16 protein-coding genes and 1 riboswitch are annotated in these 17,871 nt (G+C 65.7%); of the genes, 9 read left to right on the top strand and 7 right to left on the bottom strand.

Going from position 1 to position 17,871, the window contains the following annotated elements; genetic code table 11:
- Positions 1-6 precede the first annotated feature (6 nt).
- Positions 7-540: a maltokinase N-terminal cap-like domain-containing protein gene (locus ACTIMF_RS07540; protein ID WP_442349660.1), complete on the bottom strand. Its 534-nt coding sequence runs from the start codon at positions 538-540 to the stop codon at positions 7-9.
- A 64-nt stretch (positions 541-604) separates the two neighbouring features.
- The gene (locus ACTIMF_RS07535) at positions 605-1,219 is read right to left on the bottom strand and encodes a pyridoxamine 5'-phosphate oxidase family protein (RefSeq protein WP_442349659.1); all 615 of its coding nucleotides are present in this window, start codon (positions 1,217-1,219) and stop codon (positions 605-607) included.
- Positions 1,220-1,360: 141 nt separating this feature from the next.
- On the opposite strand from ACTIMF_RS07535, the gene ACTIMF_RS07530 reads away from it, so the two are divergent.
- Entirely contained in the window at positions 1,361-2,785 is a 1,425-nt protein-coding gene (locus ACTIMF_RS07530; protein WP_442349658.1) for a WS/DGAT/MGAT family O-acyltransferase, read from the top strand.
- On the opposite strand, the gene ACTIMF_RS07525 is transcribed toward ACTIMF_RS07530, so the two are convergent.
- A complete protein-coding gene (locus tag ACTIMF_RS07525; RefSeq protein ID WP_442349657.1) occupies positions 2,782-3,660 on the bottom strand; it encodes an SDR family NAD(P)-dependent oxidoreductase in 879 nt (292 codons plus the stop codon). The two genes, ACTIMF_RS07530 and ACTIMF_RS07525, sit on opposite strands and share 4 nt — an antisense overlap.
- Positions 3,636-4,532 (bottom strand): alpha/beta fold hydrolase, encoded by an 897-nt coding sequence (locus tag ACTIMF_RS07520; protein WP_442349656.1) that lies wholly within the window; start codon positions 4,530-4,532, stop codon positions 3,636-3,638. Before ACTIMF_RS07520 ends, ACTIMF_RS07525 begins: the two co-directional genes overlap by 25 nt.
- 258 nt (positions 4,533-4,790) lie before the next feature.
- Between ACTIMF_RS07520 and ACTIMF_RS07515 the strand changes: the two genes are divergently transcribed.
- From ACTIMF_RS07515 to ACTIMF_RS07495, 5 genes are all read left to right on the top strand, one after another.
- Positions 4,791-5,555 carry a hypothetical protein gene (locus tag ACTIMF_RS07515; RefSeq protein ID WP_442349655.1) on the top strand — a complete coding sequence of 255 codons (765 nt, stop codon included), beginning with the start codon at positions 4,791-4,793 and terminating at the stop codon, positions 5,553-5,555.
- Positions 5,556-5,641: 86 nt separating this feature from the next.
- Positions 5,642-5,837, top strand: a riboswitch (cobalamin riboswitch).
- A 56-nt stretch (positions 5,838-5,893) separates the two neighbouring features.
- On the top strand, positions 5,894-6,949 hold the full coding sequence (locus ACTIMF_RS07510; RefSeq protein ID WP_442349654.1) for an ABC transporter substrate-binding protein: 1,056 nt from the start codon (positions 5,894-5,896) through the stop codon (positions 6,947-6,949).
- Complete coding sequence (locus ACTIMF_RS07505; RefSeq protein WP_442349653.1) at positions 6,946-7,974, top strand: FecCD family ABC transporter permease; 1,029 nt, start codon at positions 6,946-6,948, stop codon at positions 7,972-7,974. The genes ACTIMF_RS07510 and ACTIMF_RS07505 overlap by 4 nt, the downstream gene beginning before the upstream one ends.
- A complete protein-coding gene (locus ACTIMF_RS07500) occupies positions 7,971-8,744 on the top strand; it encodes an ABC transporter ATP-binding protein (protein ID WP_442349652.1) in 774 nt (257 codons plus the stop codon). Before ACTIMF_RS07505 ends, ACTIMF_RS07500 begins: the two co-directional genes overlap by 4 nt.
- A gap of 42 nt (positions 8,745-8,786) precedes the next feature.
- On the top strand, positions 8,787-11,897 hold the full coding sequence (locus ACTIMF_RS07495; RefSeq protein WP_442349651.1) for a BTAD domain-containing putative transcriptional regulator: 3,111 nt from the start codon (positions 8,787-8,789) through the stop codon (positions 11,895-11,897).
- Here ACTIMF_RS07495 and ACTIMF_RS07490 read toward each other — a convergent pair.
- Both ACTIMF_RS07490 and ACTIMF_RS07485 read right to left on the bottom strand, forming a co-directional pair.
- Positions 11,876-12,688 (bottom strand): ABC transporter permease, encoded by an 813-nt coding sequence (locus ACTIMF_RS07490; protein ID WP_442349650.1) that lies wholly within the window; start codon positions 12,686-12,688, stop codon positions 11,876-11,878. The genes ACTIMF_RS07495 and ACTIMF_RS07490 overlap by 22 nt on opposite strands.
- Before the next feature lie 3 nt (positions 12,689-12,691).
- On the bottom strand, positions 12,692-13,675 hold the full coding sequence (locus ACTIMF_RS07485; protein WP_442349649.1) for an ATP-binding cassette domain-containing protein: 984 nt from the start codon (positions 13,673-13,675) through the stop codon (positions 12,692-12,694).
- A 228-nt stretch (positions 13,676-13,903) separates the two neighbouring features.
- Between ACTIMF_RS07485 and ACTIMF_RS07480 the strand changes: the two genes are divergently transcribed.
- From ACTIMF_RS07480 to ACTIMF_RS07470, 3 genes are read left to right on the top strand one after another with little or no spacing between them, the layout of a single operon-like run.
- Positions 13,904-14,380 carry a cold-shock protein gene (locus tag ACTIMF_RS07480; protein ID WP_442349756.1) on the top strand — a complete coding sequence of 159 codons (477 nt, stop codon included), beginning with the start codon at positions 13,904-13,906 and terminating at the stop codon, positions 14,378-14,380.
- Complete coding sequence (locus tag ACTIMF_RS07475) at positions 14,355-15,644, top strand: deoxyguanosinetriphosphate triphosphohydrolase (RefSeq protein WP_442349755.1); 1,290 nt, start codon at positions 14,355-14,357, stop codon at positions 15,642-15,644. The genes ACTIMF_RS07480 and ACTIMF_RS07475 overlap by 26 nt, the downstream gene beginning before the upstream one ends.
- Before the next feature lie 33 nt (positions 15,645-15,677).
- Positions 15,678-17,096 carry an acyl-CoA synthetase gene (locus ACTIMF_RS07470; protein ID WP_442349648.1) on the top strand — a complete coding sequence of 473 codons (1,419 nt, stop codon included), beginning with the start codon at positions 15,678-15,680 and terminating at the stop codon, positions 17,094-17,096.
- Between the two features lie 8 nt (positions 17,097-17,104).
- On the opposite strand, the gene ACTIMF_RS07465 is transcribed toward ACTIMF_RS07470, so the two are convergent.
- On the bottom strand, positions 17,105-17,871 hold a 767-nt coding region (locus tag ACTIMF_RS07465; RefSeq protein WP_442349647.1), incomplete at its 5' end, for a thiamine pyrophosphate-dependent enzyme.

Raw genomic sequence — 17,871 nt, 5'->3', positions numbered from 1 at the left:
GCCTCGTCAGTCGAGGGCGGCGACCACCACCGACTCGTCGGCCCAGGTGGCAACGAGAGTCGTGTGCCCTGTCGCGGGGGTGCCCACGTCGTAGGTCAGGTGCAGTGTCGACTCGAGCTCCGCTTCTCCGACGACGATCAGCGCCATCGTCGTCGCCATCGGCTCGACGGTTCCGTCTGCACGGTGGGCTTCGAGCGCAGCCTGGCCTTGTGCGTTGTGGAGGGCGCGGGTATACGCGTCGAGCGCGACCGGGTCATCGGCGGCCGCGTACACCCATCGGCGACCGAGTACAGAGTGCTCCATGGTGCCGACGGGTGTCGCGCCGTCGAGAGGAGCGCCGCGATAGGTCAGCGGGACATGGAAGATGCGTCCGCCGCGCGCGACTATGTGCGCCTCGATGCCGACTTCGCCCTCCGGGTCGTCGAATCGGTAGGCGGCGAGGCGTTCGACGTCGCCTCGGGCGAGGCCGGCACTGTCGAGAAAATCGCGGATCAACTCTTCTTTCGATGGGGACAGGGTCGCGTCGTAGATCACCGCCATGCGTTGACGGTAGTCCCGGAGGTGGTGTCGCGACCACCGTGCTCGACCATCGAACGAGCTGGGCTCAGTCGAGCTGCGCTTTCAGCGCGGCCACCTCGGCCTGCAACGCAGAGATGCGGTCGATGTAGGGCTGTACGCGTTCGCGGACCTGGGTGTCGGTGTATTGCGGGACGAGACTGCGTGAACAGTTCCAATCGAACGCTTCGACGTCGATGACGATGCTTCGCTCGCAGACAGCCGAGATCATGCCGTCGTCGACGTGGCGCAGGCGGTCGAGGAGATCGGGGTCGTCCGAGACGACGGCGCGACCGAAGACTTTCAGCCGCTTCCGGAGCGGGTAGTCGGCGACGAACAGGGCGACTCGGCCGTCGGCGTCGATGTTGCCCGTCGACACGAACTGGCGGTTGCCGCGGAAGTCGGCGAATGCGATCTTGTTGCCACCGAGATGGTGGACGAATCCGGTTGGGCCGCTGCGGTACTGCACGTACGGCCAGCCGGATTCGGTGACGGTGGCCAGATGGAACTGGAAAGCGTCGGTGAGCATGCGGAGCTCACGAGAGGTCAGCTCCTGAGGTCCGTCGTCGGTGATCTCGGGTCCTGGCGTTCCTGCACCTGTCACTGCGTGTTGACGGGCTCGCGCGGCGTCGCCGTATGCGAGGTTCTGATAGCGGGTGGCCATGCCTCCACTTAACACCGAGGCGCCGCCGGCGCGTAGGACGCATAGTTATGTCCTGCGCCGGTGGTGACGCGAAATCGCAGGCTGGCGAGGACTCTCGGCGATAGTAGAACACGTTCTAATTCCTGTTGTATTCTGTTCCTCATGGATCGTCTGAGCGGCCTCGATGCAAGCTTTCTGTACCTGGAGACTCCAGAGCAACTGATGCACGTGTGCGGGCTGATAGTGCTCGACGCCGCGACGGTGCCCGGCGGCTATACATTCTCGACGATGCGGGATCTTCTCGACTCACGAGTGAAGAAGGTCGACCAGTTCACGCGGAAGGTGCGACGCGTACCGCTCGACGTCGGGCATCCGGTGTGGGTGCGTGACGATCACTTCGACATCAACCACCATTTCCACCGGATGGCGTTGCCGCAGCCTGCGGGATATGCCGAGTTGATGGAGGTCTGTGGTCATCTCGCCGGTCAGCCGATGAATCGCAGCCGTCCGTTGTGGGAGATGGTGCTGATCGAGGGCTATCGCGACGTCGACGGCGTCGAGAAGCTTGTGGTGTTCTCCAAGATGCATCACGCGACGGTCGACGGCGCGTCGGGCTCGAATCTGATCTCTTACCTGTGCAGCCTCGAGCCGGACGCACCGGCGTTGGTCCCGGACCATCCGCCGAAGCACTCGCGTGCGCCAGGCGGTCTGGAATTGCTCGGTCGCGGTGTCGTCGAGACGCTGATGCGGCCGCTCGGGATTCCGAAGTTGGTTCCGGCGTCGATCGGCATGATCACTCAGTCGATCGACCGCGCCCGCCAGGGGACCGCGATGGCGGCTCCGCTGACGGCACCTCGGACCTCGTTCAACGGGACCATCACCGGACACCGCACCATCGCGATCGCCGATATGAGACTCGAGGACATCAAAGAGGTGCGTCGCGCGACCGGTGCGACGGTCAACGACATCGTGCTGAGCATTGCAGGCGGTGTGCTCCGCAGCTATCTCGAGGAGCGCGGGGAACTACCTGACGAGCCGCTTCTCGCCTCAGTGCCCGTCTCGGTGCGCGAGGAGTCGTCGCGCGAAGTCGGCGCCAACAAGGTGTCGTCGCTGTTCGCGCGTCTGGGTACCGACATCGACGATCCGCTCGAGCGGCTTCGCCGGGTAGCCGACGACAATCGGAACGCCAAGGAGCACAACAAGGCGATCTCGGCGGACATGTTGCAGGACTGGGCCGAATTCGCTGCGCCAAGGGTCTTCGGTCTGGCTGTTCGTGCATACGCGGGTCTACGTCTCGCAGAGAAGCACCCCGTCGTACACAATCTCGTCATTTCAAACGTTCCGGGACCGCCGGTCCCGCTGTACTTCCTGGGTGCGCAGGTGTTGGGTATGTACCCGTTGGGGCCGGTGTTCCACGGTGCCGGGCTCAACATCACCGTGCTGTCGAACAACGGCGTCGTGCACGTTGGGATCATCGCTTGTGAGGAGAGCGTGCGTAATCCGCAGACGATGGTCGAGCATTTCCCGGAGGAACTGGAGCGACTCAAGGTCGAGGTCGCGGCGGCGGACGATCTCTCGCAGAGTTAGTCGACGACGGCGCCGCTGAAGGTCGGCGGGTCGCCGAGAAACGGTCGGTGCGACGGCGGCTGATTGCCGTCGACGTCCGTCACGCCGAGTTCCTGGGCGATCTCGGCGCCGATCAGGACTCGCCCGGTGCGGTCCATCAGATGTTCGTCCTTCGAGAGTGCGGCGATGATGCGGCCAGGGAACTCGACTGACTCGGCCGATGCCGCGAGCCCCTCGTACATCGCGGGCGCGGCCTCGAACGCTGCCATGGTGCGTTCGGTCTTGAGGAGTCCCATCCATAGCGAGATGACCGCGACGTCGAACGGTTTGAAGTCGACGGCCATGTCGTGCGCCATCTTGTCGATCGCGGCTTTCCCGACGCCGTACGCGGGGCCGTGCATGTAACAACTGCCGCCGAACGACGAGGTGTTGACCACCAGTCCGGATCCGTTGGCGACGAGCAGCGGTGCCGCGTAGTAGGTCGCCGCGTAGGCCGAGCGCATCCCGACGTCGAACATCTCGGTGAGCGATAGCGGCTTCTCCCAGAACGGGCCCTTTCGGGTGAGTGCCTTGGGGATGGTGGTGGCGTTGTTGACGAGGATGTCGAGGCGTCCGTGCTCATCGCGTACTCGCCGGAACAGGGCCGCGACCTGGTTGTCGTCGGAGTGGTCGACGACCGCCGGGATGCCGGTGCCACCGCGCCGGGTGACCTCGTCAGCTGTCTGGGCGACGGTGCCCGGCAGGTCCGCGTCGGTCTCGGCGGTGGTGCGGCCGGTCACGTAGACGGTGGCACCTGCTGCTCCGAGCGCGAGTGCGATCCCTTTGCCTGCGCCTCGCGAGGCTCCGGTGATGACGGCGATCTTCGGTGAGTTCACGCCTGCTCCTTCTCGGCCCATCGTGCGAGGACGGTGTTCGTCGCTTCGACGAGCTTTGGGACGAACAGGTCGGCGCGCATCACGCAGCAGGAGTGCCCGGCGTCCACCTCGTGGACGGTCGCGCCCGGAATGCGTTGGGCCATCGCGCGCTGACGTTCCGGCGGGATCGCCTTGTCGCGTAACGGGATGACGACGGCGGTCGGAACGTCGATCTCATGAACCCACGGCTTGGTGTGATGCTTGCCGATAGCTGCGAGGGCACGACCGACAGCGAGCGGTCGGGTGGACCGGAACTCGGTGATCGCCCACCGACGGAGGTCGTCGTTCGGGTCGAGCGGTTCGGCCTTCAGGTCGGCAACGGTCGGTGCGCCGCGTCGAAGACGGCTGAACGAGGCACCCATGCCCTGGTGGAAGAGTCGTTCGGTGACTGTGGTCTGGAACTGGTCGGTGCCTGCGCACAGCACGAGCCCGCCGACACGGACGGGATGCTGGCGCCACACGCGTTGTGTGATCAGCGATCCCATCGAGTATCCGGCGACGATCGCCCGGTCGATGTCGAGGGCGTCGAGAACGGCCACCGCATCGTCTGCGCAGTCGCGCAGGGAGAACTCGGACGACTGGATGCCCCGGCCGTGCATCCGCTGGTCCATGGTGATGACGCGAAAGCGTTTAGCGAGCGCGGGGATGCTCGGAAACCAGGTGAGCAGACCGGTGGTCGACAGCGCGTGCAGCAACAGGATCGCCGGTGCGTCCGGGTCGGGGCCGCGGCTGTCGGTGACGAACGTGGTGCCTCGTCCGGGGAGGTCGACGAGGTGGCCACTCGGCACCTTGACGTCGGGGAGCCGTCCGGACGCCGGCAGCAGCGAGACGAGGTCACGGCGTGACGATTTCATCGGTTCACCCCTTCGTTCCGAAACCGAGCAACAGAACTAGAACGTGTTTCAGTGCCGCGAGCCACTATGCCATAGATTCAGTTTGGACTCGGGTCGGGCACGGTGGTCGTGGCATGCGGGTCCGGCTCAACGGCTGATTCTCCGCAATGTCCTCTGAACGGACTAATCGACGTATTTAAGAGAAACCTGATAACCGGTGGTGCTTAAGTTATGGCAAGTGTCACTTCTGCCCCGTCTCTCCCATGATCAGGAGTTCCCATGAAGATCCGTCTCGCACTTGCCGCTGTGGCAGCATCTGCCGCTCTCCTCGGCGGGGCCATCGGCGCACCCGTCGCCCAGGCCGCGCCTGCCACCAACGGCGTCGCCGCGAAGGCCGCGCTGGACTCGATTCAGCCGCAGCCGAACGACGCCGCAGCCGTCGTCGACGGCATTGCGGCCGCGAACGAGGTTCTCAATAAGCTTGGGATCACTCCGTTCACTCCGACAATCGGTGCCTGTACCGACTTTTCGTTCCCGCTGGCGGTTGGCGGTGCGGTTGCCGGTCCTACGACGCCAGGCCTCCCGGATACCCCGTTGCTGGGGATCAAGGATGGAAATTTGACCATCAAGGATCTTCTCGGAAAGGAACACGACCTTAACGCGGTGAAGAAGGGTGAGATTCTCTATGGATTCGTGCCTGTTGGCGTGATTAACGACTCCGGAGACAAGTCCGGCATGCGGGTCGCGTGGTTCAACGTCAACACGTTCAAGGGTGGACTGGGGGCGCCGATGGGCGGGATCACGGACGTGATCGTGGACGCTGTGGAGAAACGAATCAGCGAAGCGGGCCTGCCGGAGGCCGTCACCGGCCCCGCGGTTGCACCACTCAAGACTGCACTCAACCTTCTCCCCTCCAACGGAGTCCGCGGTGGCCTCGTGGACACCGGCTCCGGCACTGTCCTTTCCGCGATCTACGGCACCGTGAAGAAGGGCGACGCGACGTGCTTCTTCTTCCCGTCGCTGGGTATCGCGACCGCCAAGTAGGCGGGCGATGACCGCAGTGCAGTGAAACGATCCTGTGCCCGGGACCATCTGACCGGTGGTCCCGGGCACAGTCGTCTGTGCGCGAAAGTTATGATCACCGTGCCAGCGCGCCCGATGTTTCGGGCAGGGAATCCGGTGCGAATCCGGGACTGACGCGCAGCGGTGAGAGCGACGTTCCGGATCGCATGTCACTGGGTCGAAACCTGCTGGGTCGACACCTGGGAAGACGTCCGGCAACGGTAGACCTCGAGTCCGAAGACCTGCTGGCTCGCGCGGGAGCAACCCCGCGGGATCCACACGCGAGCTTCGCGTTCTGAGCTCGGGCCCGAAAGATTGTGATGTCCCACCTCTCCCGTAACCCGCTGATCGGCCGCAATTCGCTGTTCGGCATCGCGGCTCTCGCTTCGTCCATAGCGCTACTCGCCGGATGCGGAGTGTCGGACGACGCCGCGTCGTCGACCCCGTCTGTCGAAGGATTTCCCGTCACGCTCACGAACTGCGGCGAGCAGGTGAGCGTCGACTCGCCGCCGCAGAACATCGTCTCGCTGAACCAGGGGACCACCGAGGTGCTGCTGTCCCTCGGGCTCGCCGATCGGATGGCGGGTACAGCCACGTGGACCGACCCGGTCCTGCCGTCACTGGCCGCAGCGAACGAGAAGGTCAAGCGAATCGACGACAACTGGCCGTCGCTCGAAGCAGTCCTTGCCGAAGAACCGGACCTGGTCACTGCGTCGTTCGGATCGACCTTCGACAAGGGCGGCACCGCGCCGCGCGCACGGTTCACCGAGTTCGGCGTCCCCACCTACCTGGCCCCGTCGGACTGCGAAGGTAAGGAGGACACCGGTGGCGACGGATCGCGGAGTACGGACTTCACGCTCGACCTCGTCTACAAGGAGATCACCGAACTCGGTGAGCTCACCGGTACGTCGGACAGAGCCGCGAACGTCGTCGCCGATCTCAAGAGCCGAGTGAAGAGCGCAGCCGATTCGGTCAACGCCCGGGGCACAACGGTTCTGTACTGGTTCTCGGACTCGGAGTCGCCGTACATCGCAGGATGTTGCGGTGCACCAGGCGTTGTCTCCAAGGCGCTCGGTCTCAAGAACGTCTTCGACGACACGCACGACGAGTGGCCGCAGATCGGTTGGGAGGAAGTCGCCAACCGGAACCCTCAGGTGCTGGTGATCGGCAACCTGACGCGCGATATCCAGTCAGGGGAGTCCGCACAGAAGAAGATCGACTTCCTGGAGTCGAACCCGGTCACGCGTGAGATGGACGCGGTCAAGAACAAGCGATACATCATCGCGACGGGGGCAGAGATGAACCCCTCGCTCCGCACTGTCTACGGAATCCAGAACGTCGCCGACGGTTTGAACAAGCTCGGCCTGGGTACGTGAGAGCGTTTGCGACTCGACTCCCGACCGTCGCCACGTTGTGGCTCGGCGGACTGGTGCTGTTGCTCGTGTCGATCGGATTCGCGATCACGATCGGACCGTCGGGGCTCGGCCTGTCGGACGTCTGGTCGTCACTGCGGGCGGAGTTGTTCGGCGGCGATTCGGGTCTGTCGAAGCTTCAGGAGTCGATCGTCTGGAAGCTGAGGCTGCCGCAGTCGGTACTCGCCGCGGCGTGTGGCGCGGGACTGGCCGTTTGCGGTGGTGTTCTTCAAGCCCTGCTGCGGAACCCGCTGGCCGACCCCTTCGTGCTCGGAGTCTCCTCTGGAGCGTCGGTTGGCGCGGTGTCCGTGATCCTCCTCGGCGTCGGAGCCGGGGTGATCGGAATGGCGGGTGGCGCATTCGTGGGTGCGCTCGCCGCATTTGCGCTGGTGTTGTTGCTCGCCCGTCTCGCCGGAGGCACGACTGATCGGGTCGTCCTCGCCGGGATCGCCGCCACCCAGCTGTTCTCGGCGTTGACCTCGTTTATCGTCTACACCTCGGCCGACGCCGAACAGACGCGCGGCGTGCTCTTCTGGTTGCTCGGTTCGTTGTCGTCGCCGTCGTGGACGGAAGTGTCCGTATGCGCAGTCGCGACCGTCGCAGGCCTCGTGGTGTGCCTGCTGTCCTCCGGTGCACTGGACGCGTTCGCGTTCGGCAACGACGCGGCCGCATCCCTCGGCGTGAACGTGGCCCGGACCCGGCTGGCACTGCTCTGCGTCACCGCGCTGATCACCGCGGTGGTGGTGAGCGTGTCCGGAGCGATTGGCTTCGTCGGCCTCGTGCTGCCGCATGCGGCTCGGGCCATCGTCGGCGTCCGCCACCGCGTCATGATGCCGACTTTGGCGATCATCGGCGCGTTGTTCCTCGTGTGGGCCGACGTCGCAGGACGCGTTCTGATCGCCCCACGCGAACTGCCGATCGGTGTCATCACCGCGATCGTCGGCGTCCCGATGTTCGTGCTGGTCCTGATCCGTCAGGGGCGCCGATGATTCTGCGCGCAGAAGGTGTCGGCTGGGCGGTCGGCGGAAAGACAATCCTTCACGACATCGACCTCGCGGTGAGCACAGGCGAAGTTGTCGGCCTCATCGGACCGAACGGGTCGGGCAAGACGTCGCTGCTGCGATTGCTCGCGGGGTTGCGCAGACCGAGTCGCGGAGCAGTGTCGTTGGGCGATACGAGGTTGGACGATCTGCCGCGGCGCACCATCGCACAGCGGGTCGCGTTCGTGGAGCAGGCCGCGGTGACCGACCAGAATCCAACTGTGGCCGACGTTCTCGAACTGGGGCGGACACCGCATCGTCGGACATGGGCGATCGGATCGGCCCGTGACCGGAAGATCATCGAGACCGTGGCACGCGAGACCGAGATCTACCAGATGCTCGGTGAGCGGTACGGCTCGTTATCGGGCGGCGAACGTCAACGTGTGCAGATCGCTCGAGCGTTCGTGCAGGAACCGCAGACGATGATCCTCGACGAGCCGACCAATCATCTCGACATCAAATACCAGTTGAGCTTGCTGGAACTGGTGTCCGCCCACGTGCGGGACACTGATGCGTCGGCAGTGATCGCTCTGCACGACCTGAATCTCGCCACGATGTTCTGCGATCGCATCGTGGTCCTGGCCGGAGGTCGGGTAGTCGGCGAAGGTGCGCCTGCCGACACGATCACGGAGAGCATCATCGCCGACGTGTTCGGTGTTCGGGCGCGGATCGTCGACGATGGTGGCGTGTGGGTGCGGGTCGATCGGAACGGAGCATAGCGACTTCATGAACTTCGGCCGGACCGTACTACCCTTGGACTGATGTCGTCCGAGACCTCGAAACCGCGTGCTGTGTCGGTGATCGGCGTGCTCGGACCGGTCACCGTGGACGGTTGCGAGGTGTCAGGGATTCGGGCGCAACGACTCCTCGCCGCGTTGGCTGTCGCCAATCGCTCGGTATCGAGCGAACGACTGATCGACGAGGTGTGGGGCGAGGACCTGCCCAGGTCTGCTCAGGCCGCCCTGCACACTCAGATCTCCCGGCTACGCGGGCTCGTCGGAATCAACGGGTCGGACGGCCGATACCGTCTCGAAAATGCGACCACCGATATTGCTCTCGCCGAGCAGGCTCTGGCGCAAGGCGATCCGGAGGCGGCGGCGAGGTACTTTCGAGGTGATCCGGCCGACGGGGTTCGCATGGACGCCGAACGTCTCCGCGCCCGGATCGACGATCGACGCATGCACGATGCGCTCACCGCAGGTGACTATTCGACGGCCGAGCGGCTCGCCGTCGCCCGCGCCGAAGCCGATCCGATCGACGAAGCGGCCCATGTCGCGTGGATGCGCGCCTTGGCGGGAACCGGCCGGACCTCGGAGGCGCTCGCCGTCTTCGCGCGTCTGCGTCGCGCACTCGCCGAGGAACTCGGAGCCGACCCGGGATCCGAGGCGACGGAGCTCAATGCGGATCTCCTCGCCTGGTCTGCGCGTCCCGCACGACGAACACCGCGCCTGCGCTCGGACTCGCTGATCGGCCGCGACGACGACCTCACGGCGTTGACTCGTCTCGTCGTCGAGCATCGGGTGGTCACGGTGCAGGGGCCTGGCGGAGTAGGGAAGACGTCGATCGCCTCGGCTGTCGGCGATTTGTTCTCCGATCGCGGATCGTCGGTGCACTTCGTGTCGCTCGCCGCGGTCCGCGACGCCGCGGACCTCGTCGGAGTGATCGCGGCGACGCTCGGCGTCGGCGAGTCCGATGTACGGACAAGCGCTTTGCCGAAACTCGTCGGAGATCTCTCGCAACGTCTCGGGGATGCGCTGCGCGGCAACGACACACTGTTGATTCTCGACAACTGCGAGCAGGTGATCGACGCGGCGGCGACCCTCGTCGGGGAGCTCATCGCGAGCCTCCCGGACCTCCGGGTCCTGGTGACGAGCAGATCGCCGCTGTTGATCTCGGCCGAGCAGGTCTACCGACTCCCGGTGCTGCAGACTGCCGGAGCCGAGTCGGCGGGCGTCGAACTGTTCACTCTGCGTGCGCAGTCCGTGCGTCCAGGCGTTGCCCTCGACCCGGACGCTGTCGCGATGTTGTGCGCCCAGCTCGATGGGCTGCCGTTGGCAATCGAACTCGCTGCCGCACGCATCCGGGTGATGGGCGTCGACGAGATCGTCGCAGGCCTCGCGCAACGGTTTGCGCTCCTGCGGTCGGCCGATCGCACAGCGCCTGATCGTCACCGGACGCTCCAGGCTGTGATCGACTGGAGTTGGGACCTGCTCGACGATGAGGCGCGTGCGGCGTTGCGTCGTACGTGTCTGTTCCCGAACGGTTTCTCCGCGACCGCAGCTGAGTATGCGACCGGGATGTCGGGTGTCGCGTTAGCCGATGCGCTGACCGCTCTGGTCGACCAGTCGTTGCTGCAAGTCGACGAAGTCGGCGGACACACGCGGTATCGAATGCTGGAGATGGTGCGAGAGTTCGGCGAGGAACGTCTCGTCGACGCGGAAGAAGCGGCGAGTGTGGGTGCGGCGATGGCGACATGGGCTCGCCTGGTGTGCGACGGGCTGCGGCATCGATATCGCAAGGAGCCAGACCGCGTATTGGTGGCCGAGACGACAACCGAAGTCGAGAACCTCGTGTGGGTGCTGCGCCGCGCAGTCGACGACGCCGACATCGCGACTGCGGTTACGGTCTTCCCGGTGATCGCCGCTCTCTGGTCGAGCCGCGGCCTCCATGCCGAAGTGGCGTCGTGGGCCGAGCGCGTGATCGACATGCTGCCGATCCCAGCGGGGGACGTCGGCGCGCTCCACCAAGCATGGAAGTTGACGGCCGTCGTCTCTGCTGTGCACGTGATGCCGAACAGTTCCCGGCGGCCTCTCGCGCGGGCGATGTGCATGTTGCGCCGACTACATCGACCGGCGCAGAGATACGCCGACCCGATCGAGTTCGTCGCCGCAGTCATTTTGGCGCGTCGGATCCTGCCCGCTTACCGGATCATATTGCGCGCATTGGAACCCGGGCGGCCAGACCTGGTGCGGTGGGCGGCGTTGAGCATGCGATTCAACGTGCGTGAGAACATCGGCGACCTCGACGGGGCCCTACGTGACAGCCTCGAAGTGTCGGCGGCGGCAGGCTCCTCGGACTCCTTCACCGCCGCGATGACCGATATGACGACGGCGAGTCTGCTCGGGCAGCAAGGGAAGTGGGCCGGCGCGCTGGAGCTGTACCAGCGGACCGTTGTGCGCTTCGCGGAACTCGGAGCCGAGGACGACGCACACCAGGTCGGTGTCTACATCGTCGCGACCCTGCTCGCGCTCGGCGACGTCGAAGCCGCCCGTGAACAGCTCGACGATCTGACCGGCGGTTGGAAGCCGGGGGATCGGACACCGCAGGGGAGCGCAGAGTCGGTCGCCGGGACCATGACGGTGATGGCCGAGTACCAGCGGATCACCGGAACCTCCTCGAACGAGGATGTCGCCTCGCTGCTGTGTCGGGGCGCCGACTTGCTGGTCGGTGAGCAGGCGACCGAACGCATGGACCCGGGTGTTATCGGCATCGTCACGGTTGCGGTCGCCGGACTGATCCAAGTGGGTGCGTACGACAGGGCACGGGAGTACGTCTCGGGACTCGCCCGAGTCCTGGCCGCTGCAGACACCGGATGGATCGATGTGCCGCAGACGGCCGGGGTCGTCTTCACATTCGGCGCGCTGGCCTGCATAGCGTCGCCCGGCGATGAGACCGGTGCGCGGTGCATGGCGTTGGCGATCCGACTCGGGGCGCGCCACGACTATCCGGCACTGCACGGACTGCTCGTCGACGCCCCGCGCCTGTCGGGTTGCGGACCCGGCGAGTGGGAGAAGATCAGCTCGTCTGCGCGCAAGTTGGCGCGCAGACGAGCTCTGGATGAAGCGATCGGCTACTTGGCGTTGCGGATATAGGCGCGGACGGCCAGTGGTGCGAAGACGATGATCAGTACGGCGGCGCCGACCAAACTCCATACGACGTGGGTTCCGACGTGGCCGTCATTGCACATCTCGCGGATCGCGGTGATCAGGTGGCTGATCGGGTTCACATTGACGAAGGCCTGAAGCCAGCCGGGCATGGTGTCGACAGGGACGAAGGCGTTCGACATGAACGTGAGCGGGAACATGATGAGCATCGAGACGCCCTGCACCGCCGAAGCCTTTTTCACCAGGCAGCCCATGAGCGCGAAGATCCACGACACGGCGAAACTGCAGACCAGCACGAGGAGCACCGATCCGAGGACACCGAGCGGCTCGGGTCGCCAGCCCATCGCGACGCCGACCGTGAATGTGATGGCGGTGGCGATCAGGTAGCGGATGACGTCGGCCAGGAGAGCGCCGGCGAGCGGACTGATCCGGGCAATCGGCAACGAGCGGAAGCGGTCGAACACTCCCTTGTTCATATCCTCGCGGAGCTGTGTTCCGGTGACGATCGACGTCGTGATGACCGTCTGGACCAGGATGCCGGGGACGATCACCGGCAGATAGCTGGAGATGTCGCCGCTGATCGCGCCGCCGAAGATGAACGTGAACATCAACGTGAAGATGATCGGCTGCAACACGACGTCGAAGAGTTGTTCGGGGTTGCGAGCGATCTTGATGAGGCCCCGATAGGCGAACGAGAAGGACTGGGTCACGGTGTCGGCGAGGCTCACTGTGCGTCGCGGCTCGCGGACGGTGTCGATGGCGATAGAGGTAGTGGTCATGGGTCAGGCCTTTGCGGTGATGGTCAGGAACACTTCGTCCAGGCTCGGCTTGGAGACGGTGATCTCGTCGACGACGATCCCGCGGTCGCGCAGGGCGATGAGGAGGTCGGGAACGAGGTCCTGACGGTGCAGTGGGGCGGTGATACGGCCGGCTTCGGCGCTGAGTGCCGTGGTCTCGCCGAGTACGGACTCGGCGAGCTCGGCGACGGCGGGCGCGTCGTCGCGGTCGACCGGGGTGAGGGTGAGGGTGCTGGTGCCGACTGACTGCTTGAGTTGGTCGGCGGTGCCGTCGGCGATGACGCGGCCGTGGTCGATGACGGCGATCCGATCGGCGAGCTGATCGGCTTCGTCGAGGTACTGAGTCGTGAGCAGGACGGTGCACCCGTCGGCGACGAGCTTGCGGATCGTCTCCCACATCTGTGCACGCGTGCGCGGGTCCAGACCAGTGGTCGGCTCGTCGAGGAACAGCAGCGGCGGGGTGTCGACGAGGCTGGCCGCCAGGTCGAGACGTCGCCGCATACCGCCGGAGAACTCCTTCAACGGCCGATCGGCAGCTTCTTCGAGAGCGAAGTCGGCGAGGAGTTCCTCTGCGCGGGAACGACATTGCGCACGCGACTTACCCAGGAGGCGCCCGAACAGCATGAGGTTCTGTCGTGCGCTGAGATCTTCGTCGACCGATGCGTACTGTCCGGTGACGCCGACCAGCGAGCGCACGGCCACCGCGTCGCGCACGACGTCGAAGCCGAACACCTTGGCGTTGCCTGCGTCGGGCCGGAGAAGTGTGGCGAGCATGCTGACCGTCGTGGTCTTGCCTGCCCCGTTGGGTCCGAGGACGCCGTACACCGACCCGGCGCGGACGGCGAGGTCGACTCCCGCGACGGCTTTGGTGGATCCGAAGTATTTGACGAGCCCCTGTGCGTCGATCGCGAGATCGGCGGCCGGGCCCTGGCTGGTGGCGGCTGTGTTGGCCGAGATTGTCGAAGTCATGCCGACGACGATGCACCGCGGCTCTGTCGCAGCACTTGCATGCGCTTACGTCCACTCACGTCGGTTCGGGAGCGGCCGACTCGGCGGCGAGAAGGAACGACGTGATTCACGTCTAGACCAGGCGTTTCGGCTACACGTGTACGGCGCGATGAGGCACAATGGGAGGCAGTGTGCGCCGCGCGGGCAAGGGGTCCGCGACCCAGGCGTCCAACAGAGAGTGAGCAAGTGGTGGCTGTCAGCGGCAAGGTTGTGCATTTCGACTCGAATCGCGGGTTCGGATTCCTGGCACCGGAGGACGGCGGGGACGATGTGTTCCTGCATATCAACGACATCAGCATCGATGAGAACCTGCTGCGCCCCGGCGCGGTCGTGGAGTTCGACGTCGAGAGCACCGACCGTGGCTCGAAGGCCATGAACGTCAAGGTGACCGAGGAGGCGCCGGTAGGCGATGCCGCGGGCGAGCGCGCTCACCGTCGCGAAGAGAGCCGGGGCCGATTCGGCGATCGGGATCGCGGTGACCGTCGTGACCGTGGTGGCCGCGAGGACCGTGGGCCACGTCGCCCCCGGCACACGGGCGGTCCGCTGTCGAACGAGATCACCGAACTGCTGCTCGACTCGTCGCCGGACCTGACAGCGCGTCAGATCACATCGATCCGTTCGCGAATCCTCGACCTGGCCGCTGCGCGCGGGTGGTCGAACGATTAATTCGGCTGCGTATCGCGCTCATGATGTGGAGCGGATGGTGGTCGAAGGGCGCAAGCTCGCAGACACCGGCTCCGTCACCGAACATCGAAGCGCCTTCTCCCGCGACCGCGCTCGCGTGCTGCATTCGGCAGCGTTGCGGCGACTCGCGGACAAGACGCAGGTCGTCGGACCCCGTGAGGGCGACAATCCGCGTACGCGTCTGACGCATTCGTTGGAAGTAGGCCAGATCGGCCGCGGAATCGCGGCCGGTCTGGGCTGCGATCCCGACCTCGTCGAATTGGCCGGTCTCGCGCACGACATCGGTCACCCGCCATATGGGCACAACGGCGAGCGCGCACTCGAAGAGGTTGCGCGCGATCACGGTGGGTTCGAGGGAAACGCGCAGAACTTGCGGATCTTGACGGCATTGGAGCCGAAGATCTTGCTGCCAGACGGCGAGAGCGCGGGTCTGAACCTGACGCGTGCCTCGTTGGACTCGACACTGAAGTATCCATGGTCGCGAGAGACTCCGGGCAGCAAGTACGGCGCGTACGTCGAGGACGAGGGGGCGCTCGCGTGGGTTCGTGACGGTGCCCCGGACGGTCGACGCTGCCTTGAGGCGCAAGTGATGGACTGGTCCGACGATGTGGCCTACTCCGTTCACGATCTCGAGGACGGTGTGATCGGTGGACGTATCGACTTGCGGCAGCTCGGGGCCCGAGACGACCAGGCAGAGCTGGCGCAGCTCGGAATGAAGTACTTCGGCGGTGACGATCCGACACCGCTCATCGTTGCCGCGCAACGACTCTCGGAGATGGACATCTTTGCCCAGCTCGGCGGCTTCGATGGATCGCTCGACTCGTCCGTCCGGTTGAAGCGGCTCACCTCGGAGTTGATCGGCCGGTTCGCGACCACCGCGATCGCGTCGACCCGGGCTGCCGTCGACGACCGTCCGGTGTGCCGATACGACGCCGACCTGACCGTCCCCGACGAGGTGGCCGCCGAGGTCGCCGTCCTCAAGACCGTTGCGTTGCGGTTCATCTTTTCCGATTCGCGCCACCGCGCCCGACAGGACCGCCAACGTGAACGCATCCACCGGGTGGCCGAGATGCTGCTCGTGACGTCTCCTGGCGGGCTCGACCCGTTCTTCGCGGCTCGGTGGAGGCAGGCACAGACAGACGACGAGAAGGTCCGGGTCGTTGTCGACCAGATCGCGTCCATGACCGAAGGCCGGTTGGAACGCTTGGACAAATCGAGTGCAGACGTGCAGGCACATCTGGGCTGAACGAGGTGCTCGCGCACCAGTAGAGGAGGAACCGTGTACGGACCACTGCTGGCATCACTGACCGGCGACCTCGATCGGAAGGCGGTGCGGGTCGGAGACCCGACGTCGAGCGCTGATGAACTGACTCGTGGCGAACTGCTCAGCGCGGCAGCGGTGGTCGCCGATGCGGTCGAAGGTATGAGTGTTGTGGCCGTCGACGGCTCTGCGAGCATCGAGACCGTCGTCGCTGTGGTCGGGGCACTGATGGCGGGCGTACCCGCAGTGCCGGTGCCTTCCGACGCAGGTGACTCGGAGCGGGCGCACATCGTCGGTGACAGCGGCGCGCAGATGTGGTTGTGCGCCCCCGGCACGGTCGCCGACCCCAGCCCGCAACGACACGAAGTCGACGTGGCCGCGCGCAGCGACAAGCGATTCGAGGAACCGGACGAGTCGGCGATCGGACTGATCGTCTACACGTCGGGCACTACCGGAAAGCCGAAGGGCGTCCGACTCTCCAGGCGTGCGCTCGCCGCCTCCATCGACGGGCTCGCCGACGCCTGGGAATGGACGTCCGACGACGTCCTCGTTCACGGTCTCCCGTTATTCCACGTACACGGACTGGTGCTCGGCGTGCTCGGTGCGCTGCGTGTGGGGTCGTCGCTCATCCACACCGTGCGGCCCACTCCGGCCGCGTACGCAGCGGCGGGCGGGACTCTGTACTTCGGTGTACCGACGGTGTGGAGCCGCGTCTGTGACGACGAGGCCGCGGCGCGAGCGCTGTCGTCGGCCCGCTTGCTGGTGTCGGGCAGTGCACCGCTTCCGGTCCCGGTGTTCGAGAAGCTCACCGCGCTCACCGGGAGGTCGCCGGTGGAACGCTACGGGATGAGCGAGACCGTCATCACCTTGTCGATCAGAGCCAACGGCGAACGACGCCCCGGCTGGGTCGGGCTTCCGATCGACGGCGTGCAGACCCGGATCCGAGGCGAAGACGGGCAGTTAGCGCCGCACGACGGCGAGACCCTTGGTGAGCTGGAAGTGAGCGGGCCGACGGTGTTTGACGGATACCTCGGCAACCCGGACGCCACCGCGAAGGTGACGACCGAGGACGGCTGGTTCCGCACCGGTGATGTCGCCGCCGTGGACGCCGACGGCTTTCATCGGATCGTCGGGCGTGAGTCGGTCGACATGATCAAGTCCGGCGGCTATCGGATCGGGGCAGGGGAGATCGAGCACGTCTTGCTGTCGCAGCCCGGGGTCCGTGAGGCGGCGGTCGTCGGCGCGCCTGATCCCGACCTGGGGCAACGAATCGTCGCGTTCGTCGTCGGCGAGCTCGGCAGAGCGGAGGATCTGATCGACGCGGTCGCCGCGGAACTGTCTGTTCACAAACGTCCCCGTGAGGTGCGCGTCGTCGACGAACTGCCGCGCAATGCGATGGGCAAGGTGCAGAAGAAGGCGCTGCTAGAGCGGATCTGAGGCCCGACTCAGAACAGGCGCTTGAGTAGATTCGTCTCGGCGAGGTCGAGTAGTTCGTCACCGCGCCCGGACATCACCGTCCGTAGTGCGTACAGCGCGAAGCCCTTCGCCTGAGCCGCCGAGATCGTCGGTGGGATCGACAACTCCTGCCGGGTGGTCCGCACGTCGAGGAGCGCGGGGCCATCGTGGGCGAGGAACTCCTGGACGGTCTCGGACAGAGTCTGTGAGTCGGCTGCACGGAAACCGCGCACCCCGATCGCGTCCGCGACCCGCGCGAAATCGGGGTTCTCCAGCTCGGTCCCGAAGTTGACGAAGCCCGCCGCCTTCATCTCCAGCTCGACGAAGTTCAGCGACGAGTTGTTGTAGACGACGACCTTGACCGGCAGGTCGGCCTGCACCAGGGTCAACAGTTCACCGAGCAGCATCGCCAGACCGCCGTCGCCCGCGAGCGCAATCACCTGGCGGCCCGGGCACGCCGACGCCACACCGATCGCCTGCGGCAGCGCGTTCGCCATCGACCCATGGCTGAACGAGCCGATGAGTCGTCGCCGACCATTCATCTCCAGGTATCGTGCCGCCCACACGACCGGTGATCCGACGTCGGGGATGAACACCGCGTCGCCGTCTGCGGAGTCGGAGACGAGCCTGGTCAGGTACTGCGGGTGGACCGGGTCACCGGCGTCGGACGGCGTCACCAGATCGTCGAGCGATGCGCGGGTATGGCGGTAGTGGTCGACCGACTTCGAGAGGTGCTTGCTGTCCCGGCCGCTGCGGA

The sequence above is a fragment of the Gordonia sp. (in: high G+C Gram-positive bacteria) genome, from assembly GCF_052106715.1.
GTDB lineage: Bacteria > Actinomycetota > Actinomycetes > Mycobacteriales > Mycobacteriaceae > Gordonia.
Note: the sequence above shows the minus strand (reverse complement) of the source record. Positions and strands in the feature narration are given on the sequence as shown.

What these genes read in the sequence shown, in the direction of transcription:
- ACTIMF_RS07530 (WP_442349658.1), top strand. Translation starts at nt 1,361, where the DNA reads ATGGATCGTCTGAGCGGCCTCGATGCAAGCTTTCTGTACCTGGAGACT.
- ACTIMF_RS07510 (WP_442349654.1), top strand. Translation starts at nt 5,894, where the DNA reads ATGTCCCACCTCTCCCGTAACCCGCTGATCGGCCGCAATTCGCTGTTC.
- ACTIMF_RS07520 (WP_442349656.1), bottom strand. Translation starts at nt 4,532, where the DNA reads ATGAAATCGTCACGCCGTGACCTCGTCTCGCTGCTGCCGGCGTCCGGA.
- ACTIMF_RS07535 (WP_442349659.1), bottom strand. Translation starts at nt 1,219, where the DNA reads ATGGCCACCCGCTATCAGAACCTCGCATACGGCGACGCCGCGCGAGCC.
- ACTIMF_RS07500 (WP_442349652.1), top strand. Translation starts at nt 7,971, where the DNA reads ATGATTCTGCGCGCAGAAGGTGTCGGCTGGGCGGTCGGCGGAAAGACA.
- ACTIMF_RS07525 (WP_442349657.1), bottom strand. Translation starts at nt 3,660, where the DNA reads ATGGGCCGAGAAGGAGCAGGCGTGAACTCACCGAAGATCGCCGTCATC.
- ACTIMF_RS07540 (WP_442349660.1), bottom strand. Translation starts at nt 540, where the DNA reads ATGGCGGTGATCTACGACGCGACCCTGTCCCCATCGAAAGAAGAGTTG.
- ACTIMF_RS07490 (WP_442349650.1), bottom strand. Translation starts at nt 12,688, where the DNA reads ATGACCACTACCTCTATCGCCATCGACACCGTCCGCGAGCCGCGACGC.
- ACTIMF_RS07495 (WP_442349651.1), top strand. Translation starts at nt 8,787, where the DNA reads ATGTCGTCCGAGACCTCGAAACCGCGTGCTGTGTCGGTGATCGGCGTG.
- ACTIMF_RS07485 (WP_442349649.1), bottom strand. Translation starts at nt 13,675, where the DNA reads ATGACTTCGACAATCTCGGCCAACACAGCCGCCACCAGCCAGGGCCCG.
- ACTIMF_RS07515 (WP_442349655.1), top strand. Translation starts at nt 4,791, where the DNA reads ATGAAGATCCGTCTCGCACTTGCCGCTGTGGCAGCATCTGCCGCTCTC.